Genomic DNA, 24,264 nt, shown 5'->3' with positions numbered 1-24,264 from the left:
CTTAGTTAAATTCAAACTGATAGAGCAGATCTACGGCACCATTGACCCCAGAAACCGCCTCTAAATACAAATCCTTCATCAAACGATAACGGATCGTAAACTCGCCCAGTGAATTAAAAATGCCCACCCCATATTTAACTTGCAAGCCGGGTAAAATATAGCCACTGACCGTCACTTGCGAATCATCGCCTGAGCCTGAGGTATCCAGTTGTAGATCTTGCACACCAAAGGCTTGGCCGATCTCGCCAACCAATTTGCCACTTTGTGCCAAACTTAGCCCAATCAAGGTAGTGGTCATCGCATTACCACCCGCTTCACCATCAATATTCTGTCCACGCAATAAATAAGACAGCGCGTTAGCTTGCGGCATCGCCGGTTCAGAAAAAATTACCAAGGAAGGATTATCTGAAGGACCACTGACCCGCACCCCAGCCACCACATCATCTTGAGTGTTATTCGGGTTGCGGATGGCAGTGATCGCCAAATAGGGCAGATCGGCCGGGCCATTCATCAAGATTTTACCCTCTTTGATTTGTAAATCTTGTCCAAACGAGCGGTACTGACCATCGCGAATATTCACTTCACCCAAAATAAATGGGCCTTTATCCTTCTGCGCCACATTAAGTCGTCCAACTAAATTGCCTTGTAAGCCGAACGCTTTAAGTTGGAAATCATCACCAATTTGCAGATTAATATCGGTTTCGAGACTAAATGGCAGTGAATTTGGCTCAGTCACTGGTTCAAAATTGGCATTCAGTACCACTTGATCTTTGGAAATACCGATCGCACTCGGTGGTAACTCCTCCACCACAATCCGTCCCCATGGCAAGGCAATATTGCCGGTCACTTTAGCCAATTGCGGTTGCATGGCGAGAGTGAGATCGGGCACCACTTTGACCCGCACCATAGGCGGTAACTCAACCCTCATCGATGAGGCATGTACGCGGGTGGTTAAGCGCCAGTTGTCTAATTGCTGCCAATCGGCATCACCATCAACTTCAAGCAGACCATCGCTGGTAGCAATATCCGCATTTAAGCTTGCCTGATAACCATTAAATTTGAGTGACACTTGACCAGAAGGAATATCCACCGGAGTGATCTCACCGATCACTCGAATATCATTAGCACTAATTTCACCGTGTAATTGTGGATGCAGCATAGGACCACTAAATTGTAGCTCGGCGTTCAGGTTGGATTTTGCCTCGCTGTACTCGCCAATCAAAGGTTGTAGAAAATCCAAATTAAACGTGCTGAGATTAAGCTCGCCCTGCATGATTTTCTGCTCGCTACGCACATCAGCAATCGAGATGGCACCAGAAAAATCCCCGTTATCGGTCGCTGCGACTAGCCAATTGGCCTGCAATTGATTACGCGCCAACTTGGCCGACAACCGTGCATGATCCCAGCCAAAAATCAGATTTTTTTCCAGTTTTTGGATAACTTGCCCTTTGCTTAAACTCAAGTCGGCTTGCAGTTGCGGTGCGGTATTCGGCGCCCATTTCGCCGTTACTTGACCATCAAGCTGACCACTGAGCTTGGTTAGTTTCGGCAATAAATCCGCCAATTGGCTAAAGTCAAATTGCTTAATCGCAATACGTGCGGCACCACGTTCACCTAACTGAGCTTCCTGTTCTAAACAGATCTGAGCCGCAGCTTGCCCCCAGCAGTGAGCAGCAAGCGTAACCCGCTCACTGGCTTGGTCAAAGGATAATGCGGTGGCTTGCTGTAATTGCCACCGCCCTTGCGATGAGCTAAGCCACATCCGCTCTAGCTCACCTTGCCAACGCAGGCTAGGCTCTAAACGTAAGCGGCCATTTACGGCTAGGCTGGTTGACGCCAGTGCTGACGTGAGATCCAGCGTCACGTTATGTCGTTGCTGGGAGCCGTGCGCTTTAACATCGAGTGTATCGATGCGTTGATCTTGATATTGCACATCGCGCACTTGCAGCGAGAGATCGCCTTGCGGCTCAGATAGCGCGGCTAAATTGCCTTGTAAAGTAAGATGCCCAATCGCCGCCCAATCTTGCCATCGCACCTGATCGGCATCCAACAGCAATTTAACCCGTGGCTGTTTGAGATCACCACGCAGCACAATATCACCAATGACTTTGCCTTGAGCTTCAGGTAGCGATTTACTTAAATCTGGCACATCCAATTCAACTGCCATGCGCCACTGCTTGTTCAATTGGCCTTTGGCGGTCAATGAGTTAGGGCCATGAACGATAGAAACACCTTCCGTGACTAAAGTAATATCGCCCAGCCCTTGCCGATCAGAGGCGCTGACTTGACCGCGCAGTTGTAGTGGGTAATCTCGTAGCACTCCGTTAATTGCCACACGAGGTAGCTCAACTTGCCAGCCGCCTTGCTGAGTTAATCCTCCGCGCGTCTCGAGTTCGCCACTTAAATGACCTTCCACCGCTGGCCACTGCAAGGCAGGCTGAAGATGATTGAGCTTTAATCGCGCCTCCCAGTCGAGCGCAGTTTTCCAGTTCAACCGAGCCGTTCCGCCCACGCTACCACCGAGTGCCGCCATCTCGAATGATGACAGCGCGATCTGATCCAAATTACCTTGGCCATTAAGAGTCAGACTGAGGTCGGGCAGATCTGCGCCCTGTAAAGCTGCATTTTGTAATGTAATTTGATAGCTGGCCAATGAGCCATTGGCACGTAAATTAGGCACTTGGAGCTGATAATCCGCCTCGCCGAGCATTGGCCACTGGGCACGAACTTGCGACAGTTGTAGATCAAACGGCAGATCGGTGGCTAACAGATTCAACTGCGCCCGTAATTGTGCTTGAGCTAGCTTATCCAAACGCGCTTGTAGTTGCAGATCAGCCAAGCTGCCCTGCGCGCTCAGGTTTAATGTTTGGCCGTTGAAATCAGCGAGCCGCAGTTGACTCTTTAGTTCCAACTGTAATGGATAATCATGATTCAGTGTCACTTGGCCTTGTAGCTCGGCAACCAGCTCCGGCATGTTTAACTCTAAGCTCGAAATCGACACTTGATGCTCAAATGCACGAGCCGCAAAACCGAAATGATTAACCACTATCGGGGTAGCTTGCTGCAGTTGGAAATCACGCAAATCAAAACGTTCAAGCTCAATCTGCAGCGGGATCAGCACTGATGGCAATACGATAGGTGGAACATGACTGGTCGCGGAAGCTTGCGTTTCACTGCTTGGCTCAGCTTGTGACTCGGCGAGAGCGAGGCGGATCCCTTGCCACTCAGTTTGACCAATCCGCAGCCGATTACCTTGCCACGTTGCGCGAGTGGTCAACTGCTGCCAAGCCAGTTGCTGGCCGAGGATATTAAGCTGAATATCTTGCAGCGCCAGTTTACCGACCCGGATCGGAATCGGGGTCGAGAGCGATGTCAACGGCTCAGACTCGACCGCCGGCTCAAGCTCGGTAGGTGACTCTGGCAGCGAGGGTAAATCGAGTCGCAAACCTTTTAGCGTCAACTCATTAATGCAGACACTCGGCTCCAATAAACAATTAGGATTGATCGCCAAGCTGAATGTTTGCGCCGCCAGCGTCAGATTAAGATCGCGGTCGGCATAACTCACCCCTTGCAGAGTAAAGCGGGGAAATAACGCACCTTGCGCTTGCGCAACCTGCAACTGAGGCAATGCCGACTGTGCCCCCCATAGCACCGCTTGTAGTCCAGCGTTGGTAAACAGCGCACCTGCCACCGCCAGCACTAACCCCATCACCAAAATCAGTAGCAACATAGACAACCATTTGGTCCACTTTAGTGCTCGTTTGATCATAATTCAGGCCCTAAGGTGAAGTGGATTTTGAACTCATCGCCAGGAGTAGCATCCAACCCCCACGCAAAATCTAACCGAATAGGCCCAACCGGAGAGATCCAGCGGATCCCAGTACCAACACCCTTTTTCCAGTCAGGGTTATTATTGAAAGCATCGCCGACATCGATAAACATCGCTGCCCACCAGTTACCGGTTAAGCGATATTGATATTCCAGTGAACCGGTCGCAATATACTTCGCCCCAGTCAATGCCCCGCTGGCATCTTTCGGTGAAATGGATTCATAACCGTAACCACGCAGATTGTTATCACCACCAGCAAAAAAACGTAATGAGGGTGAAAGCTGATCAAACTGTTCAACCAAGTTGGCGCCCCCATCAACCCGAATTAACGCCCGATGATTACGCGCATAAGTTCGCAACCAAGCAGAGCCAGTTTGCACCCGCAGTACCCGAGTTTCAGACAGCAGTTGTGGATCACCATACTCTAAGGTGATGGTTTGCTTATCACCCCAAGTCAGTAAACCGCTGTTGCTGCGCGCACGAGTGCGGGTATAAGTGACACCAGGCAACACAAATTGGCTGTTATCGTCTTGCAGACCTTGCTCATAGTTTTCCAGTAGATAACGCACAAATATCGAGCGATGCCAACCACTCTCCAGCAGCCAATGCCGCTCCAGTGAGAGGTTAGACTCCATACTCTGAGTATCACGTTTATCGACATGCTTCATGCCATATTGGATACGATAATATTCATGCAAAGCGTCATCTAAGGGGATTTTGTAGCCAGCGGTAATGGTTTGTTCCGGCGCCGAAAGCGAAAAACTACTATCAAAACTATGGCCTTGGCTATTCACCCACGGTTTTTTCCATTTTAGCGAGCCACGCACGCCAACGTCGGTGGAATAACCGATCCCGGTTTCCAACTGATTACGCGCTTGCGCTGCCAAGGTAACTTTGATCGGCAACTCTCGACCTTGCTCTAACTGTGAGAGATCCGGCTCAACCAGCACCGAGGAGAACCAATCAGTATTGGACAGATTTTGGTTAAACTCGCCCACCTGTGACACCAGATAAGGATCGCCTTGTTTAAACGGCCGTAGTGACAGCACTCGATTTTGCTCAATCTGACTGCCTTCGATACTGGTGAGACCAAACTGATAACGCATACCACTGGCAAAATGCAGCTTAACTCGGGCTTGATTCAGCTCGGGGATCACTTCCAATCGGCTGAGCTCAAAATCACCATTGAAGTAACCTTTTTGCAGAGCAAGATTGCGGATCCCAGATTTTAGATTGTCGTACAAGCTATGGTTAAGTCGGCGATCAACCACCACGCCACTGGTTCTGATCAGGCGTTGAAAATCATTGTCGTTGTGCGCCTCACCACTGATCACTATGTCAACCTCACTAAAGCGTGTCACTTCACCGCGTGTCACCGCCACACTTAAGCGCTGATTATCGGCTGCCACACTAAAGTCAATCTGCGGATGATAATAACCCACCGCGTTCAGTGCCTCGGTAATGCTCTTTTCAAGTTGAGATTGAAAACGTAGGCTAGTGGAATAGTCTGATGGGGCAATCGAGGAGAGATAAGCGTCTACGTTATCTTTGTCTGCACCACTCAATCCGGTGATCTCCAACTTCACATTGGCGTAACATAACGCAGGCAATAGGGCGGAGCAGAGCCAGAGCAGAATTAAGGCGCGAAGTGATGGTCGTCTCATGCTTGATTAAACTCGTTATACAACGGTGACATTTTTGCTACATCGGCATCATAGCGTCAATGCCGCGTGGCGTCTGTACGAAAATGGTTAAATCGCTGGCCATCACGAGCATAAGCGATCACGGCAAGCAGGCCCGCAGAATTTTTCGCTGGCGACCATTTATATGCTATATGTTGGCCGGTTTAACCGAAGGAAATAACTCAATGCACAATAAAACTTTGATTGCCTTACTCTTGGCATGCTCACCAACCCTTGCCTTGGCCCACAATCTAACCCTTGGCGCAGCCGTGCCAGCCGTAACTGTCGAGCAACATGGCGAAATCCAGCTCCAACAACAGCAATTCAGCTATCAAGCGTGGAACTCACAACACATGGTTGGCAAAGTGCGCGTGATCCAAGCCATCGCTGGACGCAGTAGCGCAAAACAGCTCAATGCACCATTAATGGCCGCAATCTCAGCGGCAAAATTTCCTAGCGAACGCTACCAAACCACCACCATCATCAATCAAGATGATGCGCTGTGGGGCACCGGTGCACTGGTGAAATCATCAGCGCAGGACAGCAAGCAACAATTCCCTTGGTCATCGATGGTGCTGGATAAATCCGGTGCAGTGGCTAAAGCATGGCAGCTACCCGCCGAATCTTCCACTATCATAGTGCTAGATGAGCAAGGTCAGGTGCTGTGGGTGAAAGAAGGCGCACTCAGCGAGGCCGAAATTGCCAGCGTGCTTGGATTGATTGAGCAACAGCTGTGATCAGCCAAGATCGGCAGCGTTAACCACTTAACGCGTGCAGCATCGGTGAGTAAGGGCTGACTTGCTCACCGAATCATCGATTGAACATCCGCGCAGTACACTGAATCACTGCTTGCCTGATTGATGAATTGTTATATTATAACAAACCTCATTCACTGCAGGTCTGCCATCATGCCCAAACCTATGTTGCACCGATCGCGCTTATCCATCGTCGCTCTGCTGACGATGGCACTCGTGCTATGGTTTAACGTAGCGGTAATTGATCACCAACTCGATGCACATCCTGAACACCATTGGCAGCACGATTGTCAGTTATTTGCTGGGGTTAACCATGGATTGCCAAGCACACAGTGGCGACTGCCTCAGTGGCCGCAAACGCCACCGCAAAGCCAAGTTGCCCAGCCGATTCAACGCACGCTGCTGCTGCACTCCTATTTTGCTCGCTCACCACCTGCGGCATAAAACAAATCAAACCGATTGTTTCTTTTTTTGTTTTATTAGGAGTTTTTCATGCATTACCCAACAATGATTGCGCTGATGGTTGGCGCGACACTCTCTGGCAACGTATTGGCCGAACATCATACTGACCATCAACATCGTCAGCACGAGGCACATGTACATGGCCAAGTGGAGCTAAATATCGCGCAAGATGGTCACGACTTACTGATTGAAATCACCGCACCAGGCGCCGATGTGCTTGGCTTTGAGCATGAGCCACAAAATGAGGCCCAGCAACACACCTTGCAGCAAGCACTCGCCACACTGCACCATGCCGATCAACTGTTTATCATCAATCAGCAAGCCCGCTGCGAAAAACGTGAAGTGTTTATCCAATACTCATTGGGTGGTAAGCAATACCAAGACCGTCATGCTTATCAACTCGGTGAAAAGCACCAACACAACCATACTACCCATGATCACCACACCGCGCACGATCACGCTGAACATGAACACCACGATCATGATGGCCATGCACATGACGATCATCAGCATGACAACCATCAGCACGGTTCGTTCAGCGCTCAATATCAGTTCCACTGTGAGGCGGTCGAAAATCTCAAACAGATCGATACACAATGGTTCCAATATTTCCCAAGCAGCGAGCAAATCCAAGCTAATGTGTTAACTGAAAAGCAGCAAAGTGCGCTACAACTGAACCCTAAGCAAACACTTATCAAACTGTAATTCCAGTGCTCGGGATGGGTGACTCTCACCCATCCCTCATTGGAGATGCTTTGATTTTCTCTGCAAACATGAGGAGCCATGATGCCTGCTCACCGTTCTGATCCTACTTCATCCGTGATTGAGTTGAATGATGTGGTGTTCTGTTGGCCGGGAGCCAGTTCCCCCACCTTGGATATTGCCCATTTACAGATAGCTCGGGGTGAACACCTGTTTATCAAAGGCCCAAGTGGCTGCGGCAAGTCCACCTTACTGAGCCTTTTAACCGGCATTAACACTGCAACCCAAGGTGTCGTCTCTTTACTTGGCAGTGACTTAAGCCGCTTGAGTGCCAGTCAGCGCGATCGCTTCCGCGCCGACCATATAGGCTATATTTTCCAACAATTTAATCTACTGCCTTATCTGTCGGTGTTCGATAACGTGACCTTACCATGCCACTTTTCCGCTCTGCGCAAACAACAAGTGGATGGTCCGTTGTCGCACAAAGCGCAATCACTGCTGGACAGATTGCATCTGCCAAGCGCTTTATTGAATAAACCGGTGACGGAGCTCAGTATCGGCCAGCAGCAACGCGTCGCCGCGGCGCGAGCACTGATGGGTGAGCCACAACTCATCATCGCCGACGAACCGACTTCTGCTCTCGATTACGATAACCGTGAAGCTTTTATTGCTCTGCTGCGTGAAGAAGCCGAACGCGTTGGTTCCACTTTAGTGTTTGTTAGCCATGACCCAACACTAGAAAAGCTTTTTGAGCGAAGTGTCCACTTACCGACCCTCAATCGTGCAGGAGGTTGGCAATGAAAGTTATCCTGAATTTGGCGTGGAAAAGCCTACTCAACCGCAAAGCCACCGCACTGTTAACTGTATTAACCGTCTCGATTGCCGTGGTATTGCTGCTCGGGGTGGAGCGGATCCGCACTCAAGCCAAGCAGAGCTTTGCCAATACCATTGCCGGTACGGATCTCATCGTTGGCGGACGCTCTGGTCAGGTTAATTTACTGCTCTATTCAGTATTTCGAATTGGCAACGCCACCAACAATATTGATTGGCAGAGTTATCAAGAATTTAGCCAGCATCCGGCGGTGAAATGGACCATCCCGATCTCTTTGGGAGATTCACATAAAGGATTTCGCGTCCTTGGCACTAACCATAGCTATTTTGAGCACTACCGCTATGGAAGTAAGCAACCACTTACTTTTTCACAAGGCACTGAATTCAATGGCCTCTTTGAAGCCGTCATTGGCTCCGATGTGGCAAAATCGCTCGGCTATCAGATTGGCAGCCCAATGATCATCGCCCACGGGATCAGCGATGTCGGCTTTAGCCGCCACGATAACCTGCCCTTTACTGTGGTCGGCATTTTGGCGCCTACGGGCACACCAGTCGATAAAACGGTGCATGTTTCCTTAGAAGCGATAGAGGCGATCCATGTCGGATGGGAATCAGGGGCCAACCTTGGTCAGCACAGCAGTGCCGAACAACTGGCGCAGCACAATTTTACCCCGAAACAGATCACCGCTATGTTGCTAGGGGTCAAATCGAAAATCCAAATTTTTGCCTTGCAACGCCAGATCAATAGCTATCCGTACGAGCCGCTCAGCGCTATTATGCCGGGCGTCGCACTGCATGAGTTGTGGGGTATGATGTCCGTCGCTGAGCAAGCACTGATGGCCGTCTCCGTTTTTGTGGTGATAGCAGGCTTGCTCGGCATGCTCAGTAGCTTGCTGACCAGCTTGCAGGAACGACGACGCGAGATGTCGATCTTGCGCGCAATGGGTGCACGGCCGCATCATGTGTTTGCCTTACTGGTCAGTGAAGCGAGCGTGCTGACCCTGTTGGGCATCGGGCTTGGCGTCAGCTTACTCTATTTACTGCTGCTGGTAGCCGCACCGATGATTGCCAGCCAATATGGCATTCAAATCGCGCTAGCAGGGCTCACCGCTTATGAATGGCAGTTGATCGGTTACGTGCAACTGGCTGGAATGATGATTGGAGTGATCCCAGCCCTACGCGCTTATCGCCAATCACTCAGTGATGGCATGACGATTCGCTTATAAAATACAATCACCAACCGGCTCACCATCAGCCGGTTGACAAGGATGCATTGGATGAAAAAATTTATGTTGCTGGTGAGCCTGATCTTGGCTCCATGTTATGCAAGCCCACTGCTGGCCGAGCAAAGCACTTATCAGGCAGAAGATCCGCAATTGCTACAACTCGACTGGCTGGATTTAATTCCAGAACATGAGCGCAATTTATTTGATCAGCAAGGCATGCCAATGGCCGATCACAATGGCGCAGAGCCGGCCAAACAGTCGATGATTGGCACGGTACGCCGTGAGCTCAGTGGTAGCCACGTTAAAATTCCTGGCTTTGTGATCCCGCTAGAGGGCGATGATAAAAAAGTCACCGAGTTTTTGTTGGTCCCTTATTTTGGGGCTTGCATTCATGTGCCACCACCGCCACCTAACCAGATTATTTACGTCAAGTTTCCTAAAGGCGCTCCAATCCAAGAGCTATGGGATGTGATTTATGTGATTGGCGAATTGAAAACCGAATCACTCAGTCATGATCTGGCCGAAACCGCCTATACCCTAATTGGCACGGACATCGCGGAATACGACGATATGTAAGTGTTAAGCCTCTCGGCTCAATATCGGGAGGCTGACATCCCCGCACTCGAACCTGCCGCAGCTTTCTCCGTCACCACTTTTGCGATCAGAGCGCAAAATTATGCGCTAAATCCGAGAGTTTAACTGGCTGGCAAGCGGTGAACAGAGTAAATTTTACACTCGACGTCCACCCCGTAGCAGAGATTTTCAGGTAGCACATGGCAGACAATCCTACGCCAGTTGTGATCGAGCATGACACGCCACACAACCAAGAGCAACGCACACAATCCCAGCATCTTAAAGACAGCGCCAGCCGGATCTTAGGCATTGCCCGTCAGCATGGTTTAGATAGCCTATTACTGAGCGAAACACCGAAAACTAGCCTGTTAGAGCGGGCGATACAGCGTGAACGTCACCATAAAGAACTGCGCCAAAAAAACTTAGAGCAGATCATTAAACTGGCTCACAGCTCTTGCCGCAATGAAAGCTCCGGCGACCCAGATCCTGACTGGCTATACCGTTTTTTTGACATGGCACAAGATATTCACAGCCGCGCAATGCAGCAGTTGTGGGCACAAGTGCTAAAACGTGAGGTCACCAACCCAGGTTTTACCTCAATGAAGGCGCTCAAAGTTCTAAAAAACATGACCCCGAAAGAGGCACAAATTCTGCAACGTGCCGCGAGCTTAGCTTGCAGCTTTGGAGCGAGTAGTAGCTTAAAATTGCTGATTGGCTACAAAGCCCAGCATAGCCTGCTCAGTTTCGCGAAACGCATCACCACTCAAACCATCAATATCGGTAGCCATCAGCTGCCCTACTCCAGTTTATTAGTGCTGATTGAACTTGGGCTACTGCACGCGACTGAATTAGAGTCTGGTGAAATTGAAACCGATCCGCCACTCCTACTCAACTATCAAGGTAAACACCTGCAGTTACAGCCCCATAGCAAAGCGGTACGTCTGATCTATTATCGCTTCAGTCCGACTGGTAATGAGTTGTGTCGCTTACTCGGCAATAAGTTTAATCAGACTTACTACGATCAGTTGATCACGTTACTGAATCAGAAATTCACGCTGCAAACAGAAGTCAGCAACTCAATGCATCATGCGGTATGACCACACATGACTGAAAAATGGGTTGCTCATCAACGAACACGCCATCCAGTTTGGCGCGCTCACTCAACCAGTAACACCATTGTGCGAAATAATGCCGCGCAAACTCAACTCAGTGAGGCATTGCTCAACTAACGCTTCGATGCTTTTTTCTGCTGCCAGTAGATCAATATCAGGATCGAGTGGCGCTTGGTACTCGGAATCAATCCCAGTGAAGTGGCGAATTTCCCCAGCACGGGCTTTTTGATACAAACCTTTCGCATCGCGCGCCTCACACACGGCCAGCGGCGTATTGACATATACCTCAATAAATTCACCGCTCGGCAACAAATCACGCACCATCTGCCGCTCGGCTCGATAGGGCGAAATAAACGCAGTCAGCACAATCAACCCCGCATCCGCCATCAATTTGGCCAATTCGCCAATTCGTCGGATATTCTCGCGTCGATCTTGCGCTGAAAAACCGAGATCACTGCATAAACCGTGACGAACATTATCACCATCCAACAAATAGGTGTGATAACCAAGCTCGGCTAAGCGATATTCCAGAGCCCCCGCCACGCTCGACTTCCCCGCGCCAGATAACCCCGTAAACCAAAGTACCGCCGGACGCTGCTGTTTGAGCGTGGCACGTTGCGTTTTATCCACACGATGAGAATACCACACGATATTGGGCTGACGCTCCCATCGCTGATCACGCATATTCTCTGCTTGATCTGTCATACGATCCTCACTCACTTTGCCCTAAACGACTAACATCGATAGCTTGCCAATGCGGAAAATGTTTACGCACTAATGCATTAAGTTCAACCTCAAAGCTGGAGAATGGCGTCGCTTGCGCTGGGCGATGCTGCACGCTCTCACGCACCAAGCCCGCACCGACCGTGACATTGGTTAGGCGATCGATGATGATGAAACCGCCGGTATCGGCACAAGCCAGATAGTGATCAATCGCGACGGGTTGGGTAAACGTCCACTCACATAAACCAATCCCGTTAAGCGGTAAACTTTCCGCCGGATAAGTGGATAGATTATTAATATCGTACTGATGGTGCAGCGCTTGTAGTTGGCCGACCGTTTTTTTACCGGCAATTTTAATGTCGTAATCACGGCCGATTTGCAACGCTTGCTCGGTCATCCACACCACATCGGCCAACAGATGATGGGTGCTCTCAAGCACTGAATTTTCCTGCACCAGTAAATCGCCACGGCTGATGTCAATTTCGTCGGCTAAGGTTAGCGTGACCGCCAATCCAGCTTGGGCTTGCAACAACTCACCATCAAAGGTGACAATCCGGGTCACCTGCGAGGTTTTTCCCGATGGCAATACTTTGATCTGATCGCCAACCTTGATCACTCCAGCGGCGATGGTGCCGGAAAAACCCCGAAAATCGAGATGGGGACGATTGACATACTGCACCGGAAAGCGAAATTCCGCCCCGCTCTTGTCGCGATCAATATTCACTTGTTCCAGCAATTCCAGCAGTGATGGACCTTGATACCAATCCATGACGCGGCTTGGTTCCACCACGTTATCGCCTTCCAAGGCTGAGATAGGGATGATCTGAATATCAATCTCTCCTTGTAGATGCTCAGCAAATTGTAGATATTCAGCGCGGATCTGCTCAAAACGCGATGCAGAGTAATCGACCAGATCCATCTTGTTCACCGCCACCACAAAATGCCGTAAACCCAGTAAATGAGCGATAAACGAATGGCGACGGGTTTGATCCAGTACCCCTTTACGCGCATCAATCAAGATCACCGCCAGATCGCAGTTGGATGCACCGGTCGCCATATTGCGCGTGTACTGCTCATGCCCCGGAGTATCGGCAATGATAAATTTGCGGCTCTCGGTTGAAAAATAGCGGTAGGCCACATCAATGGTGATGCCTTGTTCACGTTCGGCTTGTAAGCCATCCACCAGCAAGGCTAAATCTGGACGCTGACCTGTGGTGCCGACTCGTTGGCTATCGTGATGCACCGCAGCCAACTGATCTTGATAGATCTGTTTAGTGTCATGCAGCAGACGGCCGATCAAAGTGCTTTTGCCATCATCGACCGAACCACAAGTTAACAATCTCAGTAATGATTTGTGTTGGTGCTGCTTGAGGTAAGCTTCAATACCAAGCTCAGCGAGCTGCTGTTTGATTGCATTATTCATACGCTTTCCTGCGATGCTTAGAAATAACCTTGCCGTTTTTTCAGTTCCATTGATCCCGACTGATCGTGGTCGATCGCACGGCCTTGCCGTTCACTTGAGGTCGCCACCAGCATCTCTTCAATAATTTCGGTCAAGCTACTGGCGTGCGACTCAATGGCGCCGGTCAATGGATAGCAACCTAAGGTGCGAAAACGCACGCTTTTGTGCTCAATCTGCTCACCATCACGCAGGGGCATCCGCTGATCATCAACCATGATCAACATGCCATCTCGCTCGACCACAGGGCGCACTGCCGCCAGATACAGCGGCACAATGTCGATCTGTTCGAGATAGATGTATTGCCAAATATCCAGCTCGGTCCAGTTAGAGAGTGGAAACACCCGTATGCTTTCGCCTTTGTTGATCTGGCCGTTATAGGTTCGCCATAGCTCTGGACGCTGATTTTTCGGATCCCAAGTATGGTTTTTATCGCGAAATGAATAGACTCGCTCTTTAGCTCGCGATTTTTCTTCATCTCGCCGCGCACCACCAAAAGCGGCATCAAAACCATACTTGTTAAGCGCTTGCTTCAAGGCTTGGGTTTTCATAATGTCGGTATGCTTGGCCGAACCGTGCACAAACGGGTTAATCCCCGCGGCTAATCCTTGTGGATTTTTATGTACCAGCAGTTCAAAACCATATTTTTTAGCGGTCGCATCGCGAAATGTGATCATGTCGCGAAACTTCCAGTCGGTATCAACATGCAGCAAAGGAAAGGGAATTTTGCCTGGATAAAACGCTTTACGCGCCAAATGCAGCATTACCGAGGAGTCCTTACCAATCGAATACATCATCACCGGATTGGCAAACTCAGCCGCCACTTCACGGATAATATGAATGCTTTCAGCTTCCAACTGTTGTAAATGGGTTAAAGCTTGTTGAACCATATTGTCTCTTCCTTGTTTGCGACTGAAACCACTTCACGACTAAGCCGATTAACCATTAAGCGAATTGCGCAGCCTCACGCGAGATTGGCGTAGCGCAAGCACCAAACCAGTGCAGCTTAGCCGCCAGCGTCACCACCTCACCGACCACAATCAGCGCGGGAGCCGCCGCACTGGCCGCCAAACTCGGCAAGTTGTGTAACGTACCAATTTGCACTTGCTGGGTAGTTTGCGTACCACGTTCGATGATGGCGACGGGAGTGCTGGCTTGGCGACCATGCAGCTGTAATTGCTCACTAATCATGCTTGCGTTGCCAAGCCCCATATAGATGACTAAAGTTTGCTGGCCACGCGCTAAGGTTGACCAATCCAATGCTTCGGCTTGTGCCTGTAAATGCCCAGTCACAAAGAGCGCAGACTGCGCATAATCACGGTGCGTCAATGGAATACCGGCATACGCGGTGGCTCCAGCGGCGGCAGTAATGCCGGGCACAACTTGAAATTTGACCCCAGCCTCAAACAGCACTTCGAGCTCCTCACCACCACGGCCAAACATAAAAGGATCGCCCCCTTTAAGCCGCACTACGCGATAACCTTGCCGAGCAAAATCGACCAACAATTGATTGGTTTTCGCTTGTGGCACACTGTGATGACCGGCACGTTTGCCTACGCAGACCAAAATCGTCGTACTTGGGATAAGCGCCATGATGGGTTCGGAAACTAAGTGGTCATACAGCACCACATCCGCTTGCTGCAGATAGCTGAGTGCTTTCACGGTCAGCAGTTCAGGATCGCCCGGTCCTGCGCCAACTAACGCGACTTCGCCCGCTGACAGTTGGCTACGGGCCGCACGCAGATAACTGGAACCTTCGACTACCGAAAAACGAGGGGATTGACCAAAAGTGGCTAGCGCATCCTGCGACATAATCAAGCTCCTGCTTATTACCTGAAATCCTATGGGGTCTGTTGCAGGCATTATGCGCAGTTCTGATTATTACCTGAAATTCTATAATTTCATTCTTTATTCCAAAAGCTGATATAGGAGTATGTAAGGTTTAGCACCGTAAGTGCATAACTGGCAAAGGTCGGATTGGCTAAGTGGGTCACGCAGCGCTGCGATGTCACAGTGCTGCGGATTGGGATTCACATTATGGAGTCTCAGCCATAGCGCTGTATGGCTGAGCAAACATTATGGGATTATTTGAGTAAACGAGCGCGGAACTGGCGTCCTTTCATCTTACCGTTGGCGATTTTGTTGAGGGCTTTGTGCACCACTTTTTTATCCACCGCCACATAAGCACGCATCGGGAAGAGGTTAATCTTGCCGATCTGCGCCGCCGTCAGCTCACCATCACTGGTCAATGCCCCGAGAATATCACCGGGACGAACTTTGTCTTTTTTACCGCCATCAATCTGAATCGTGACCATGTTGGACAAATATGGACGCGCGCCAGCGGTCGGCTGTGGCAAGGTAGCCGGTTCAATCGCGATATCCATGTATTCATCAATTTGTGCCACACGGTAGCTTTCGTTATCGCTAAAAAAGCTAAATGCCAAACCTTTGCTGCCTGCTCGGCCTGTACGACCGATACGGTGTACATGCACCTCAGGATCGCGTGATAAATCGTAGTTAAATACCGCATCGAGGTTATCCACATCCAAACCACGCGCAGCCACATCAGTAGCCACCAAAATCGAGATGCTCTTATTGGCAAATTGGACTAACGCTTGGTCGCGCTCACGCTGCTCTAAGTCACCATGCAATTCAATCACACTAAAGCCGGCTTGATGCAAGGCATCGGCGACATTTTGCACTTCTCGCTTGGTATTACAAAAAACCACCGCTGAGCTAGGTTGATGATGTAACAGCAGCGTTTCAAGCGCTTGATCACGCGCCTCGCTGCCATCCACCTTATAAAAATATTGGCGAATGGTTGAGGTATCATGAGTGGCGGCGACTTGGATCATCGTTGCATTACGGGTAACATTTTGCGCAATTTTCTCAATGCTGGCTGGGAAAGTGGCGCTAAACAGCAAGGTTTGGCGATCAGTAGGTGCTGCAGCCACAATCGCTTCTAACGCTTCTTGGAAGCCCATTTCCAACATGCGATCCGCTTCATCCAGCACCAGCGTGTTGAGTTCGCTAAGATCGATACGATCTTTACTCAGGTGATCCAAAATACGCCCTGGTGTGCCAACCAAAATATGCGCGCCATGTTCCAACGAGCCAATCTGTGGCCCCATCGGCATCCCGCCACACAAGGTCAACACTTTAATGTTGTGGATGGTACGGCCTAAGGTTCGAATATCGGTCGCCACTTGATCGGCAAGTTCACGAGTTGGACACAACACTAAGGCTTGCACACGAAAGCGTTTCACATTGAGATTAGACAATACCCCAAGACCAAAAGCAGCCGTTTTGCCCGAGCCCGTTTTACCTTGACCAATCACATCCTGTTGATTGAGGATTGCGGGAAGAGATTGCGCCTGAATCGGAGTCATTGTGGCAAACCCCATCGTTTCAAGGTTCGCGAGTAATTCAGGCTTCAGGTTCAAAGCCGCAAAAGAGTTGGTGTTCAAGGGGGATCCTTAGTGTGATGAAAAAAGAAGCGCTATTATCGTTATTTTACGCCTCAGCTCCAGTGAATCTTGATTTAAATTTTTAGCCCTATGCTTAACGCTAGAGAAAACGGCGCTACGCAGTAATAATTACCCCCGTTCAGCGCAGTTCAAACCTAATCAAACCACGAGCATTAACTTTATTATCAAGGAGATAATCATGATCCACTGGCAATGTGTGCCTTTTTGCCAATTAACCACCGAACAGCTGTACCAACTGCTTAAACTCAGAGTGGACGTCTTCGTGGTAGAGCAGTGCTGTGCTTATCCCGAATTGGATGACAAGGATCGCCTCAGCGGCGTGCAACATTTGCTTGGCTATCAAGGATCACAATTAGTGGCTTGCGCACGTTTACTGCCGCCTGGGGTAAGTTACTCGAATGTCAGCTTTGGCCGAGTGGCGACCAAGGCCAGCGCGCGGGGCAATGGGCTTGGACATCAATTATTGCAGACCGTACTTGAGCAGTGCCAACGTTTATGGCCACAACAAACCATCGAAATTGGCGCGCAACAGTATCTTGGTGAGTTTTATGCTCGCTATGGCTTTAGCGCCACCTCCGAGCCCTATCTCGAGGATGGGATTTGGCACATCGATATGATTAGGGACGGATCTGAGCGCTGCGCAGACTAAACTGCGCAGTCATCTTATTTGCTGCGCCCAAAACCGCCATCAGAGAGGCGAAAGAACATCACTGATTGGCTATTGCGCTCCAGTTGCAAAATATCCAACTGACCATTTTCCGCCAATTTAAAACGGAGCAGTTGACCTGCTTGAATTTGGCTAAGCGGCTTGTCGGCACCTTCAACCTTGACCAAACCATTAATATCACTTAATGGCAGCTGATTAATCCGAAACACTTGCGATAAAGTATCACCTTGGCGAACCACGTACTCTTGCCACGCCGATGATTTGAGCTCACTCGGCGTTGGAGAACCTTGTTCACTCAAACTCTGAGTATTGATCCCGACTTCAATCCGCTGCGCAGCCGCAGGCGCTGCGTTGAGTGCGGTTGACTTCTCCGGCAATGGGATCACCATCAAGCCGAGCACAACGGGAATCAGCACCATCAAACTTCGCCGATGCCGCAGCGGCAGTGCGAGCCATAACTCTTGCAACCGCTGACGATAGCGCGGCCAATCCAGTCGTTGCCAAAAATTTTGTACCAAGGCCAGATAATCAGTTTGCGGCGGCTTCTTGTGGCGGCGATTCATGTTCAAATCCTTTAATTACTAGCCTACAGTATAAAAATTCATAAGGTTAGAGTATAGAGTCGAGTCGCATGAAAGCCAAAGCTTGACACAAACTTGAAATTTTTTGCTGAACTTTCTGCGCTAAGTCACAAGCCAATGCCGCGATGCAGGACCATAACCCACTTACTTGGCATAGCACCCCCACATGGGATAACCGTTTCATCACTCAGCCTAACCTGTTATTCTGTCGCCTTTATTGAACGACCAAGAGTGACTTTTATGTCTGAAGTAACATTTGAAACCGTAGAACAAAAAGCCAGTTATGGCATTGGCCTGCAAATGGGTCAACAACTGGCGGGTAGCGGCTTAGAAGGTCTGAATGTGGCAGCGATTGCCGCTGGTATCGCAACCGCACTGGTTGGCGAACAACCTGCAATTTCAGTAGATGAAATCAACCAAGCCCTACAAACCATGCATATGCGTGCAGAACAAGCACACCAAGAGGCTGCTAAAGTCGCGGCTGCAGAAGGCGAAGCGTTCCTGCAAGATAACGCGCTGCGTTCAGAAGTCACGGTTCTTGAGTCTGGCCTGCAATACGAAGTATTGGTCGAAGGCAACGGTGCTATCCCAACTGCCGACAAATCAGTTCGTGTTCACTACCATGGCCAACTGGTCGATGGTACTGTGTTCGACAGCTCTGTCTCTCGTGGTCAACCTGCTGAATTCCCAGTGACTGGCGTGATCCGTGGTTGGGTTGAAGCATTGCAACTGATGCCGGTCGGTTCAAAATGGAAACTCTACATTCCACAAGACCTGGCTTATGGTGAGCGTGGCGCAGGTGCCGCTATTCCACCATTTGCAGCACTGGTTTTCGAAGTAGAGCTGTTAGATATTCTGTAATATTGTCTTTGTGCTGACCAACAACGATAAAGAGCGATCCTAAGGGTCGCTCTTTTTTATAGACTCAATAATGGCGTTGATGACGATGACAGTGACACCAATAGGTCGCGCTTGAATCGGATTAGGCGAGTGGTCAGTGTCGCGGGACTGTGAGTCTAGATTTTGCCAGTAGTGGCGCTAATAAAACACCAGCCACAACCAAGAAGAGTCGCTAGGCGAACGGTAGCCACAATATCCAGCAAACCTATCGCGATAGAGTGCCTGTAACATAGTGTGCCAATCACATCGCACTCCGTTTACAAGCCAAATACAGCAAAAAAAACAGCCATAAAAAAAGCCGGGCTAGCCCGGCTCTTTTATTGCATGACGAATTGATTACTCAGCAGCAGCTTCAACAGCAGCTTCTGGGCGATCAACCAGCTCAATGTATGCCATTGGAGCTTTGTCACCTGCACGGAAACCACACTTCAGAATACGAGTGTAGCCGCCTTGACGTGCAGCGAAACGTGGACCTAATTCGTTAAACAGTTTTGCTACCACTTCGTTATCACGAGTGCGAGCAAATGCTAGACGACGGTTAGCAACGCTGTCAGTCTTAGCTAGTGTAATCAAAGGCTCAACGACGCGACGCAGCTCTTTCGCTTTTGGCAAAGTAGTCTTGATAACTTCATGACGTACTAGAGAGCTAGCCATGTTGCTGAACATCGCTTTGCGATGACTGCTGTTGCGGTTGAGTTGACGACCACTCTTACGATGGCGCATGACCTAATCCTTCTAACTATTATCGATTAATCTTCAGCGATTGACGCTGGCGGCCAGTTTTCTAGACGCATGCCCAGAGACAGACCACGTGATGCAAGCACGTCTTTAATCTCTGTAAGAGACTTCTTACCGAGGTTTGGCGTTTTAAGAAGCTCAACCTCAGTGCGCTGTACCAGATCACCGATGTAGTGAATCGCTTCTGCTTTCAAACAGTTAGCAGAGCGAACTGTTAGTTCAAGATCGTCTACAGGACGCAGTAGGATCGGATCGAATTCTGGCTTCTCTTCCTTCTCCTCAGGTACACGTACATCACGAAGATCTACGAACGCATCCAATTGCTCAGCAAGAATAGTTGCTGCACGACGGATTGCTTCCTCAGGCTCAAGAGTACCATTCGTTTCCATATCGATAACGAGTTTATCCAAGTCAGTACGCTGCTCAACACGAGCCGCTTCAACTGAGTAGGCAATTTTGTCTACTGGGCTGAAAGTGGCATCAACAAGCAGACGACCAATTGGACGCTCGTCTTCTTCGGTATGGATACGGGCAGAAGCTGGAACATAACCACGACCACGTTCTACTTTGATACGCATAGCGATCGCAGCATTGTCAGCAGTTAGATGACAAATAACGTGTTCAGGGTTTACGATCTCTACATCACCATCATGGGTGATGTCACCTGCAACCACAGGGCCCGAGCCTGATTTGTTCAGTGTAATGAACACTTCGTCTTTGCCTTCGGCAACGCGAACAGCCAGACCTTTCAGGTTCAAGAGAATCTCAAGGATATCTTCCTGAACACCTTCTTTGGTGCTGTACTCGTGAAGAACGCCTTCAATCTCTACTTCAGTAGCAGCACAACCTGGCATTGAAGATAAAAGAATACGGCGAAGTGCATTACCCAGAGTGTGACCGAAACCACGCTCTAACGGCTCAAGAGTTACTTTTGCGTGTGTCGTGTTAATTTGTTCGATATCAACAAGACGTGGCTTAAGAAATTCTGTTACAGAACCCTGCATTGTGTCCTCTCTTTAGTTTAAACCTTACTTAGAGTAAAGCTCGACGATCAATTGTTCGTTGATGTCAGCCGACAGATCGGAACGCTCAGGCAGACGCTTGAAAGTACCTTCCATCGTGTTTACATCGACTTCAATCCAAGTTGGTTTTTCGCGTTGTTCAGCAACTTCTAGAGCTGCTTTAATGCGAGATTGCTTTTTCGCTTTCTCACGAACTGCAACAACGTCGTTTGCCGCAACATTGAAAGAAGGAACGTTTACTACTTTACCGTTCACTAGGATAGCTTTGTGGCTAACCAGCTGACGTGATTCAGCGCGAGTCGCACCGAAACCCATACGGTAAACTACGTTATCCAGACGACCTTCCAGAAGCTGAAGCAGGTTTTCACCTGTGTTGCCTTTCAGGCGCGCAGCTTCTTTGTAGTAGTTACGGAATTGTTTTTCTAAAACGCCATAAATACGACGAACTTTTTGCTTCTCACGAAGCTGAACGCCATACTCAGACAGACGACCGCGACGAGCGCCGTGTACGCCTGGTGCGTTATCAATTTTACACTTGGTATCAATCGCACGAACGCCTGACTTAAGGAATAAGTCAGTACCTTCGCGGCGGCTAAGCTTCAGCTTAGGACCCAAATATCTTGCCATGATCTTTCTCCAATCTTCCTAGAAACGTTAAACGCGACGTTTCTTCGGTGGACGACAACCGTTATGAGGGATTGGTGTAGCATCAACGATGTTCGTGATACGGAAACCAGCTGCATTCAGAGCGCGAACAGTAGATTCACGACCTGGACCAGGACCCTTAACCATAACCTCTAGGTTCTTTAGGCCGTATTCTTTAGCCATTTCAGCACAACGCTCAGCAGCAACTTGTGCAGCGAACGGAGTAGACTTACGAGAACCGCGGAAACCAGAACCACCAGCAGTAGCCCAAGCAAGAGCATTGCCTTGACGGTCTGTAATGGTAACGATTGTGTTGTTGAAAGATGCGTGGATATGCGCTACGCCATCAGCAACTTGCTTGCGTACACGCTTACGTGCGCGAGTTGGTTGTTTAGCCATTGTACTCTACCCTTCCCGATTATTTCTTGATCGGCTTACGCGGACCCTTACGGGTGCGAGCGTTGGTTTTAGTACGCTGTCCACGTAGTGGTAGACTGCGACGATGACGAAGACCACGGTAACAACCAAGATCCATTAGGCGCTTGATGTTCATGGAAACTTCACGACGTAGATCACCCTCTACAGTGTACTTAGCTACACCATCACGCAGTTGATCGATCTGCTCTTCAGTTAGTTCACTGATCTTAACACTCTCAGCAATACCCAAATCAGCTAAAATAGCTTTTGAACGGGTTTTACCGATCCCGTAAATCGCAGTTAGTGCGATTACAGCATGTTTATGATCAGGAATGTTAATGCCTGCTATACGGGCCACTATGCACTCCTAGTACTTTCATCAAAGAATTACCCGCAACAAAGCCCGTCGAGGATACGTTGCGGTATACTACTTCTTTTGCACGCAAAAGGTAGGCCGAGGAATATACTCGACACTACCTTAATTTTCAAGTAAAAAATTTCTGCTAATTAGCCTTGGCGCTGCTTGTGCTTTGGCTCACTGCAAATCACGCGAACGACACCGTTACGCTTGATAATTTTACAGTTACGGCAGATTTTTTTAACGGAAGCACGAACTTTCATTGCTAAACTCCGTAAATCTATCTGAACTGCTGCCGTATTAACGGCCATAGCCTTTCAGATTTGCTTTTTTCAACACAGACTCATACTGATGAGACATCAAATGGGTCTGTACCTGTGCCATAAAGTCCATGATCACGACAACGACAATCAGTAGTGATGTGCCGCCAAAGTAGAAACGTACGTTCCACGCAACCATCATGAACTCAGGGATCAGACAGATAAAAGTAATATACAGTGCGCCCGCAAGGGTTAAACGTGTCATCACTTTATCGATATATTTCGCTGTCTGTTCACCTGGGCGGATACCGGGTACGAATGCACCAGACTTCTTCAAGTTGTCTGCTGTTTCACGTGGGTTAAACACCAACGCTGTATAGAAGAAACAGAAGAAGATAATCGCCGCTGCATAAAGCATTACATACAGAGGCTGGCCTGGGCTCAATGCTAAAGACACATCGGTTAACCAACCGAATGCGCTGCTTTCACCGTTCTGACCAAACCACTGCGCCAATGTTCCTGGGAACAAGATAATGCTTGACGCAAAGATCGCAGGGATTACACCAGCCATGTTGATTTTCAACGGCAGGTGAGTGCTTTGCGCTGCGAACACTTTACGACCTTGTTGACGCTTCGCGTAGTTAACAACGATTCGACGTTGACCACGCTCCATGAAAACAACCAAGTAAATCACAGCAAAAGCTAACACTGCAATTAACAGCAGAAGAAGTACATGCAGTTCACCTTGACGCGCTTGCTCGATTGTTTGACCGATTGCCGAAGGCAATCCAGCAACAATACCTGCAAAAATCAGTATCGAAATACCATTTCCAATTCCGCGCTCTGTAATCTGTTCACCTAACCACATTAAGAACATGGTACCGGTTACTAAGCTCACGGTCGCAATCAGGGTAAACATGGTTTGGTCGATAACAACCAGATTGTTGACCATGTTTGGTAAGCCTGTTGCAATACCAATCGCTTGGAATGTTGCAAGTACAAGCGTGCCGTAACGCGTATATTGGCTGATCTTACGACGGCCTGCTTCACCCTCTTTCTTGAGTTCGGCTAACGCGGGATGAACTACTGTTAGCAACTGGACAACAATTGACGCCGAAATATACGGCATGATGCCCAGTGCTAAAATAGATGCACGCTCAAGGGCACCACCGGAGAACATGTTAAACATTTCAACGATGGTACCTTTTTGCTGTTCGAACAATTCGGCAAGTACAGCAGCGTCAATACCAGGGATCGGCACAAAAGAGCCGGCTCGGAATACTAAAAGTGCACCAATTACAAAGAATAAGCGCGACTTTAGTTCATTTAAGCCGCTCTGAGCACTACGAAAATCTTGTCCTGGTTTTCTAGCCATCTGTACCTCAATCCTCGAGATTATTCCTCGATTTTACCGCCTGCAGCTTCGATTGCAGCTTTAGCGCCTTTAGTCACGCGCAGACCTTTTACAGTCACTGCTTTGTTAATCTCGCCAGAAAGAACAACTTTCACAAACTCAATGTTTTTAGTAACAAGGTTTGCTGCTTTCAGAGCGTTCAGATCAACTACGTCACCAGTTACTTTCGCCAGTTCAGACAGACGAACTTCAGCAGTCACAAAGCTCTTACGAGAAGTGAAACCGAATTTTGGTAGACGCTGTTTCAGAGGCATTTGACCGCCTTCAAAACCTGGACGAACTTTGCCGCCAGAGCGTGACTTTTGACCTTTGTGACCACGGCCACCTGTTTTACCAAGGCCTGAACCAACACCACGACCTAAACGCTTAGGAGCATGTTTAGAACCCGCTGCCGGCGATAGAGTATTCAATAGCATTATG

General features: G+C 49.2%; 25 protein-coding genes. 9 read left to right on the top strand and 16 right to left on the bottom strand.

Annotated elements, in window-relative coordinates; translation table 11 throughout:
* Position 1 precedes the first annotated feature (1 nt).
* Both tamB and tamA read right to left on the bottom strand, forming a co-directional pair.
* On the bottom strand, positions 2 to 3,769 hold the full coding sequence (tamB, locus tag PUN32_RS08560; RefSeq protein ID WP_274722711.1) for an autotransporter assembly complex protein TamB: 3,768 nt from the start codon (positions 3,767 to 3,769) through the stop codon (positions 2 to 4).
* Positions 3,766 to 5,493: an autotransporter assembly complex protein TamA gene (gene tamA, locus PUN32_RS08555; RefSeq protein WP_274722710.1), complete on the bottom strand. Its 1,728-nt coding sequence runs from the start codon at positions 5,491 to 5,493 to the stop codon at positions 3,766 to 3,768. Before tamA ends, tamB begins: the two co-directional genes overlap by 4 nt.
* 203 nt (positions 5,494 to 5,696) lie before the next feature.
* On the opposite strand from tamA, the gene PUN32_RS08550 reads away from it, so the two are divergent.
* The 7 genes from PUN32_RS08550 to PUN32_RS08520 all read left to right on the top strand — a co-directional run bounded on the left by PUN32_RS08550 (position 5,697) and on the right by PUN32_RS08520 (position 11,157).
* A complete protein-coding gene (locus tag PUN32_RS08550; RefSeq protein WP_274722709.1) occupies positions 5,697 to 6,248 on the top strand; it encodes a YtfJ family protein in 552 nt (183 codons plus the stop codon).
* Between the two features lie 171 nt (positions 6,249 to 6,419).
* Entirely contained in the window at positions 6,420 to 6,710 is a 291-nt protein-coding gene (locus PUN32_RS08545; protein WP_274722708.1) for a DUF2607 family protein, read from the top strand.
* 48 nt (positions 6,711 to 6,758) lie between these two features.
* Entirely contained in the window at positions 6,759 to 7,433 is a 675-nt protein-coding gene (zrgA, locus tag PUN32_RS08540; RefSeq protein WP_274722707.1) for a zinc uptake protein ZrgA, read from the top strand.
* Positions 7,434 to 7,514: 81 nt separating this feature from the next.
* The gene (locus tag PUN32_RS08535; RefSeq protein WP_274722755.1) at positions 7,515 to 8,231 is read left to right on the top strand and encodes an ABC transporter ATP-binding protein; all 717 of its coding nucleotides are present in this window, start codon (positions 7,515 to 7,517) and stop codon (positions 8,229 to 8,231) included.
* Positions 8,228 to 9,487, top strand: coding sequence for an ABC transporter permease (locus PUN32_RS08530; RefSeq protein ID WP_274722706.1), 1,260 nt, complete (start codon positions 8,228 to 8,230; stop codon positions 9,485 to 9,487). The genes PUN32_RS08535 and PUN32_RS08530 overlap by 4 nt, the downstream gene beginning before the upstream one ends.
* A 51-nt stretch (positions 9,488 to 9,538) precedes the next feature.
* Positions 9,539 to 10,063 carry a DUF3299 domain-containing protein gene (locus PUN32_RS08525; RefSeq protein WP_274722705.1) on the top strand — a complete coding sequence of 175 codons (525 nt, stop codon included), beginning with the start codon at positions 9,539 to 9,541 and terminating at the stop codon, positions 10,061 to 10,063.
* Positions 10,064 to 10,260: 197 nt separating this feature from the next.
* Positions 10,261 to 11,157, top strand: coding sequence for a TIGR03899 family protein (locus PUN32_RS08520; protein WP_274722704.1), 897 nt, complete (start codon positions 10,261 to 10,263; stop codon positions 11,155 to 11,157).
* 63 nt (positions 11,158 to 11,220) lie between these two features.
* Here the strand turns inward: PUN32_RS08520 and cysC are convergent, their stop codons facing one another.
* The 5 genes from cysC to dbpA form a co-directional block, all read right to left on the bottom strand.
* The gene (gene cysC, locus PUN32_RS08515; protein WP_274722703.1) at positions 11,221 to 11,877 is read right to left on the bottom strand and encodes an adenylyl-sulfate kinase; all 657 of its coding nucleotides are present in this window, start codon (positions 11,875 to 11,877) and stop codon (positions 11,221 to 11,223) included.
* Between the two features lie 7 nt (positions 11,878 to 11,884).
* A complete protein-coding gene (gene cysN / locus PUN32_RS08510; RefSeq protein WP_274722702.1) occupies positions 11,885 to 13,318 on the bottom strand; it encodes a sulfate adenylyltransferase subunit CysN in 1,434 nt (477 codons plus the stop codon).
* Positions 13,319 to 13,335: 17 nt separating this feature from the next.
* On the bottom strand, positions 13,336 to 14,244 hold the full coding sequence (gene cysD / locus PUN32_RS08505; RefSeq protein WP_274722701.1) for a sulfate adenylyltransferase subunit CysD: 909 nt from the start codon (positions 14,242 to 14,244) through the stop codon (positions 13,336 to 13,338).
* 55 nt (positions 14,245 to 14,299) lie between these two features.
* Complete coding sequence (cobA, locus tag PUN32_RS08500) at positions 14,300 to 15,166, bottom strand: uroporphyrinogen-III C-methyltransferase (RefSeq protein WP_274722700.1); 867 nt, start codon at positions 15,164 to 15,166, stop codon at positions 14,300 to 14,302.
* 272 nt (positions 15,167 to 15,438) lie between these two features.
* Positions 15,439 to 16,821 (bottom strand): ATP-dependent RNA helicase DbpA, encoded by a 1,383-nt coding sequence (gene dbpA / locus PUN32_RS08495; protein ID WP_274722699.1) that lies wholly within the window; start codon positions 16,819 to 16,821, stop codon positions 15,439 to 15,441.
* A gap of 199 nt (positions 16,822 to 17,020) precedes the next feature.
* Here dbpA and PUN32_RS08490 point away from each other — a divergent pair, with 199 nt between their 5' ends.
* Positions 17,021 to 17,491 carry a GNAT family N-acetyltransferase gene (locus PUN32_RS08490; protein WP_274722698.1) on the top strand — a complete coding sequence of 157 codons (471 nt, stop codon included), beginning with the start codon at positions 17,021 to 17,023 and terminating at the stop codon, positions 17,489 to 17,491.
* A 14-nt stretch (positions 17,492 to 17,505) separates the two neighbouring features.
* On the opposite strand, the gene PUN32_RS08485 is transcribed toward PUN32_RS08490, so the two are convergent.
* Positions 17,506 to 18,072: a LysM-like peptidoglycan-binding domain-containing protein gene (locus tag PUN32_RS08485; protein WP_274722697.1), complete on the bottom strand. Its 567-nt coding sequence runs from the start codon at positions 18,070 to 18,072 to the stop codon at positions 17,506 to 17,508.
* A gap of 258 nt (positions 18,073 to 18,330) precedes the next feature.
* Between PUN32_RS08485 and PUN32_RS08480 the strand changes: the two genes are divergently transcribed.
* The gene (locus PUN32_RS08480; RefSeq protein WP_274722696.1) at positions 18,331 to 18,951 is read left to right on the top strand and encodes an FKBP-type peptidyl-prolyl cis-trans isomerase; all 621 of its coding nucleotides are present in this window, start codon (positions 18,331 to 18,333) and stop codon (positions 18,949 to 18,951) included.
* 375 nt (positions 18,952 to 19,326) lie between these two features.
* On the opposite strand, the gene rplQ is transcribed toward PUN32_RS08480, so the two are convergent.
* The 8 genes from rplQ to rplO all read right to left on the bottom strand — a co-directional run bounded on the left by rplQ (position 19,327) and on the right by rplO (position 24,260).
* Complete coding sequence (gene rplQ / locus PUN32_RS08475) at positions 19,327 to 19,713, bottom strand: 50S ribosomal protein L17 (protein ID WP_001216360.1); 387 nt, start codon at positions 19,711 to 19,713, stop codon at positions 19,327 to 19,329.
* Between the two features lie 26 nt (positions 19,714 to 19,739).
* Positions 19,740 to 20,732 carry a DNA-directed RNA polymerase subunit alpha gene (locus PUN32_RS08470; RefSeq protein ID WP_166014267.1) on the bottom strand — a complete coding sequence of 331 codons (993 nt, stop codon included), beginning with the start codon at positions 20,730 to 20,732 and terminating at the stop codon, positions 19,740 to 19,742.
* 24 nt (positions 20,733 to 20,756) lie between these two features.
* On the bottom strand, positions 20,757 to 21,377 hold the full coding sequence (gene rpsD, locus PUN32_RS08465; RefSeq protein ID WP_166014266.1) for a 30S ribosomal protein S4: 621 nt from the start codon (positions 21,375 to 21,377) through the stop codon (positions 20,757 to 20,759).
* 27 nt (positions 21,378 to 21,404) lie between these two features.
* Positions 21,405 to 21,794 (bottom strand): 30S ribosomal protein S11, encoded by a 390-nt coding sequence (rpsK, locus tag PUN32_RS08460; RefSeq protein WP_001118870.1) that lies wholly within the window; start codon positions 21,792 to 21,794, stop codon positions 21,405 to 21,407.
* Positions 21,795 to 21,813: 19 nt separating this feature from the next.
* Complete coding sequence (gene rpsM / locus PUN32_RS08455; protein ID WP_000090771.1) at positions 21,814 to 22,170, bottom strand: 30S ribosomal protein S13; 357 nt, start codon at positions 22,168 to 22,170, stop codon at positions 21,814 to 21,816.
* A gap of 149 nt (positions 22,171 to 22,319) precedes the next feature.
* Positions 22,320 to 22,433 (bottom strand): 50S ribosomal protein L36, encoded by a 114-nt coding sequence (gene rpmJ, locus PUN32_RS08450; protein WP_039969906.1) that lies wholly within the window; start codon positions 22,431 to 22,433, stop codon positions 22,320 to 22,322.
* 37 nt (positions 22,434 to 22,470) lie between these two features.
* Entirely contained in the window at positions 22,471 to 23,805 is a 1,335-nt protein-coding gene (gene secY / locus PUN32_RS08445) for a preprotein translocase subunit SecY (RefSeq protein ID WP_274722690.1), read from the bottom strand.
* A gap of 20 nt (positions 23,806 to 23,825) precedes the next feature.
* A complete protein-coding gene (rplO, locus tag PUN32_RS08440; protein WP_166014264.1) occupies positions 23,826 to 24,260 on the bottom strand; it encodes a 50S ribosomal protein L15 in 435 nt (144 codons plus the stop codon).
* Positions 24,261 to 24,264 lie beyond the last annotated feature (4 nt).

Source organism: Vibrio chanodichtyis (assembly GCF_028863985.1).
In the GTDB taxonomy this organism is placed as follows: domain Bacteria; phylum Pseudomonadota; class Gammaproteobacteria; order Enterobacterales; family Vibrionaceae; genus Vibrio; species Vibrio chanodichtyis.
This window is presented reverse-complemented; position numbering and strand designations above follow the sequence as displayed.

What these genes read in the sequence shown, in the direction of transcription:
- tamA (WP_274722710.1), bottom strand. Translation starts at nt 5,493, where the DNA reads ATGAGACGACCATCACTTCGCGCCTTAATTCTGCTCTGGCTCTGCTCC.
- PUN32_RS08520 (WP_274722704.1), top strand. Translation starts at nt 10,261, where the DNA reads ATGGCAGACAATCCTACGCCAGTTGTGATCGAGCATGACACGCCACAC.
- PUN32_RS08470 (WP_166014267.1), bottom strand. Translation starts at nt 20,732, where the DNA reads ATGCAGGGTTCTGTAACAGAATTTCTTAAGCCACGTCTTGTTGATATC.
- PUN32_RS08545 (WP_274722708.1), top strand. Translation starts at nt 6,420, where the DNA reads ATGCCCAAACCTATGTTGCACCGATCGCGCTTATCCATCGTCGCTCTG.
- cysN (WP_274722702.1), bottom strand. Translation starts at nt 13,318, where the DNA reads ATGAATAATGCAATCAAACAGCAGCTCGCTGAGCTTGGTATTGAAGCT.
- rpsD (WP_166014266.1), bottom strand. Translation starts at nt 21,377, where the DNA reads ATGGCAAGATATTTGGGTCCTAAGCTGAAGCTTAGCCGCCGCGAAGGT.
- cysD (WP_274722701.1), bottom strand. Translation starts at nt 14,244, where the DNA reads ATGGTTCAACAAGCTTTAACCCATTTACAACAGTTGGAAGCTGAAAGC.
- cobA (WP_274722700.1), bottom strand. Translation starts at nt 15,166, where the DNA reads ATGTCGCAGGATGCGCTAGCCACTTTTGGTCAATCCCCTCGTTTTTCG.
- PUN32_RS08485 (WP_274722697.1), bottom strand. Translation starts at nt 18,072, where the DNA reads ATGAATCGCCGCCACAAGAAGCCGCCGCAAACTGATTATCTGGCCTTG.
- rpmJ (WP_039969906.1), bottom strand. Translation starts at nt 22,433, where the DNA reads ATGAAAGTTCGTGCTTCCGTTAAAAAAATCTGCCGTAACTGTAAAATT.
- tamB (WP_274722711.1), bottom strand. Translation starts at nt 3,769, where the DNA reads ATGATCAAACGAGCACTAAAGTGGACCAAATGGTTGTCTATGTTGCTA.
- rpsK (WP_001118870.1), bottom strand. Translation starts at nt 21,794, where the DNA reads ATGGCTAAACAACCAACTCGCGCACGTAAGCGTGTACGCAAGCAAGTT.
- rplO (WP_166014264.1), bottom strand. Translation starts at nt 24,260, where the DNA reads ATGCTATTGAATACTCTATCGCCGGCAGCGGGTTCTAAACATGCTCCT.
- PUN32_RS08525 (WP_274722705.1), top strand. Translation starts at nt 9,539, where the DNA reads ATGAAAAAATTTATGTTGCTGGTGAGCCTGATCTTGGCTCCATGTTAT.
- cysC (WP_274722703.1), bottom strand. Translation starts at nt 11,877, where the DNA reads ATGACAGATCAAGCAGAGAATATGCGTGATCAGCGATGGGAGCGTCAG.
- PUN32_RS08490 (WP_274722698.1), top strand. Translation starts at nt 17,021, where the DNA reads ATGATCCACTGGCAATGTGTGCCTTTTTGCCAATTAACCACCGAACAG.
- PUN32_RS08530 (WP_274722706.1), top strand. Translation starts at nt 8,228, where the DNA reads ATGAAAGTTATCCTGAATTTGGCGTGGAAAAGCCTACTCAACCGCAAA.
- PUN32_RS08535 (WP_274722755.1), top strand. Translation starts at nt 7,515, where the DNA reads ATGCCTGCTCACCGTTCTGATCCTACTTCATCCGTGATTGAGTTGAAT.
- secY (WP_274722690.1), bottom strand. Translation starts at nt 23,805, where the DNA reads ATGGCTAGAAAACCAGGACAAGATTTTCGTAGTGCTCAGAGCGGCTTA.
- PUN32_RS08480 (WP_274722696.1), top strand. Translation starts at nt 18,331, where the DNA reads ATGTCTGAAGTAACATTTGAAACCGTAGAACAAAAAGCCAGTTATGGC.
- PUN32_RS08550 (WP_274722709.1), top strand. Translation starts at nt 5,697, where the DNA reads ATGCACAATAAAACTTTGATTGCCTTACTCTTGGCATGCTCACCAACC.
- rplQ (WP_001216360.1), bottom strand. Translation starts at nt 19,713, where the DNA reads ATGCGCCATCGTAAGAGTGGTCGTCAACTCAACCGCAACAGCAGTCAT.
- zrgA (WP_274722707.1), top strand. Translation starts at nt 6,759, where the DNA reads ATGCATTACCCAACAATGATTGCGCTGATGGTTGGCGCGACACTCTCT.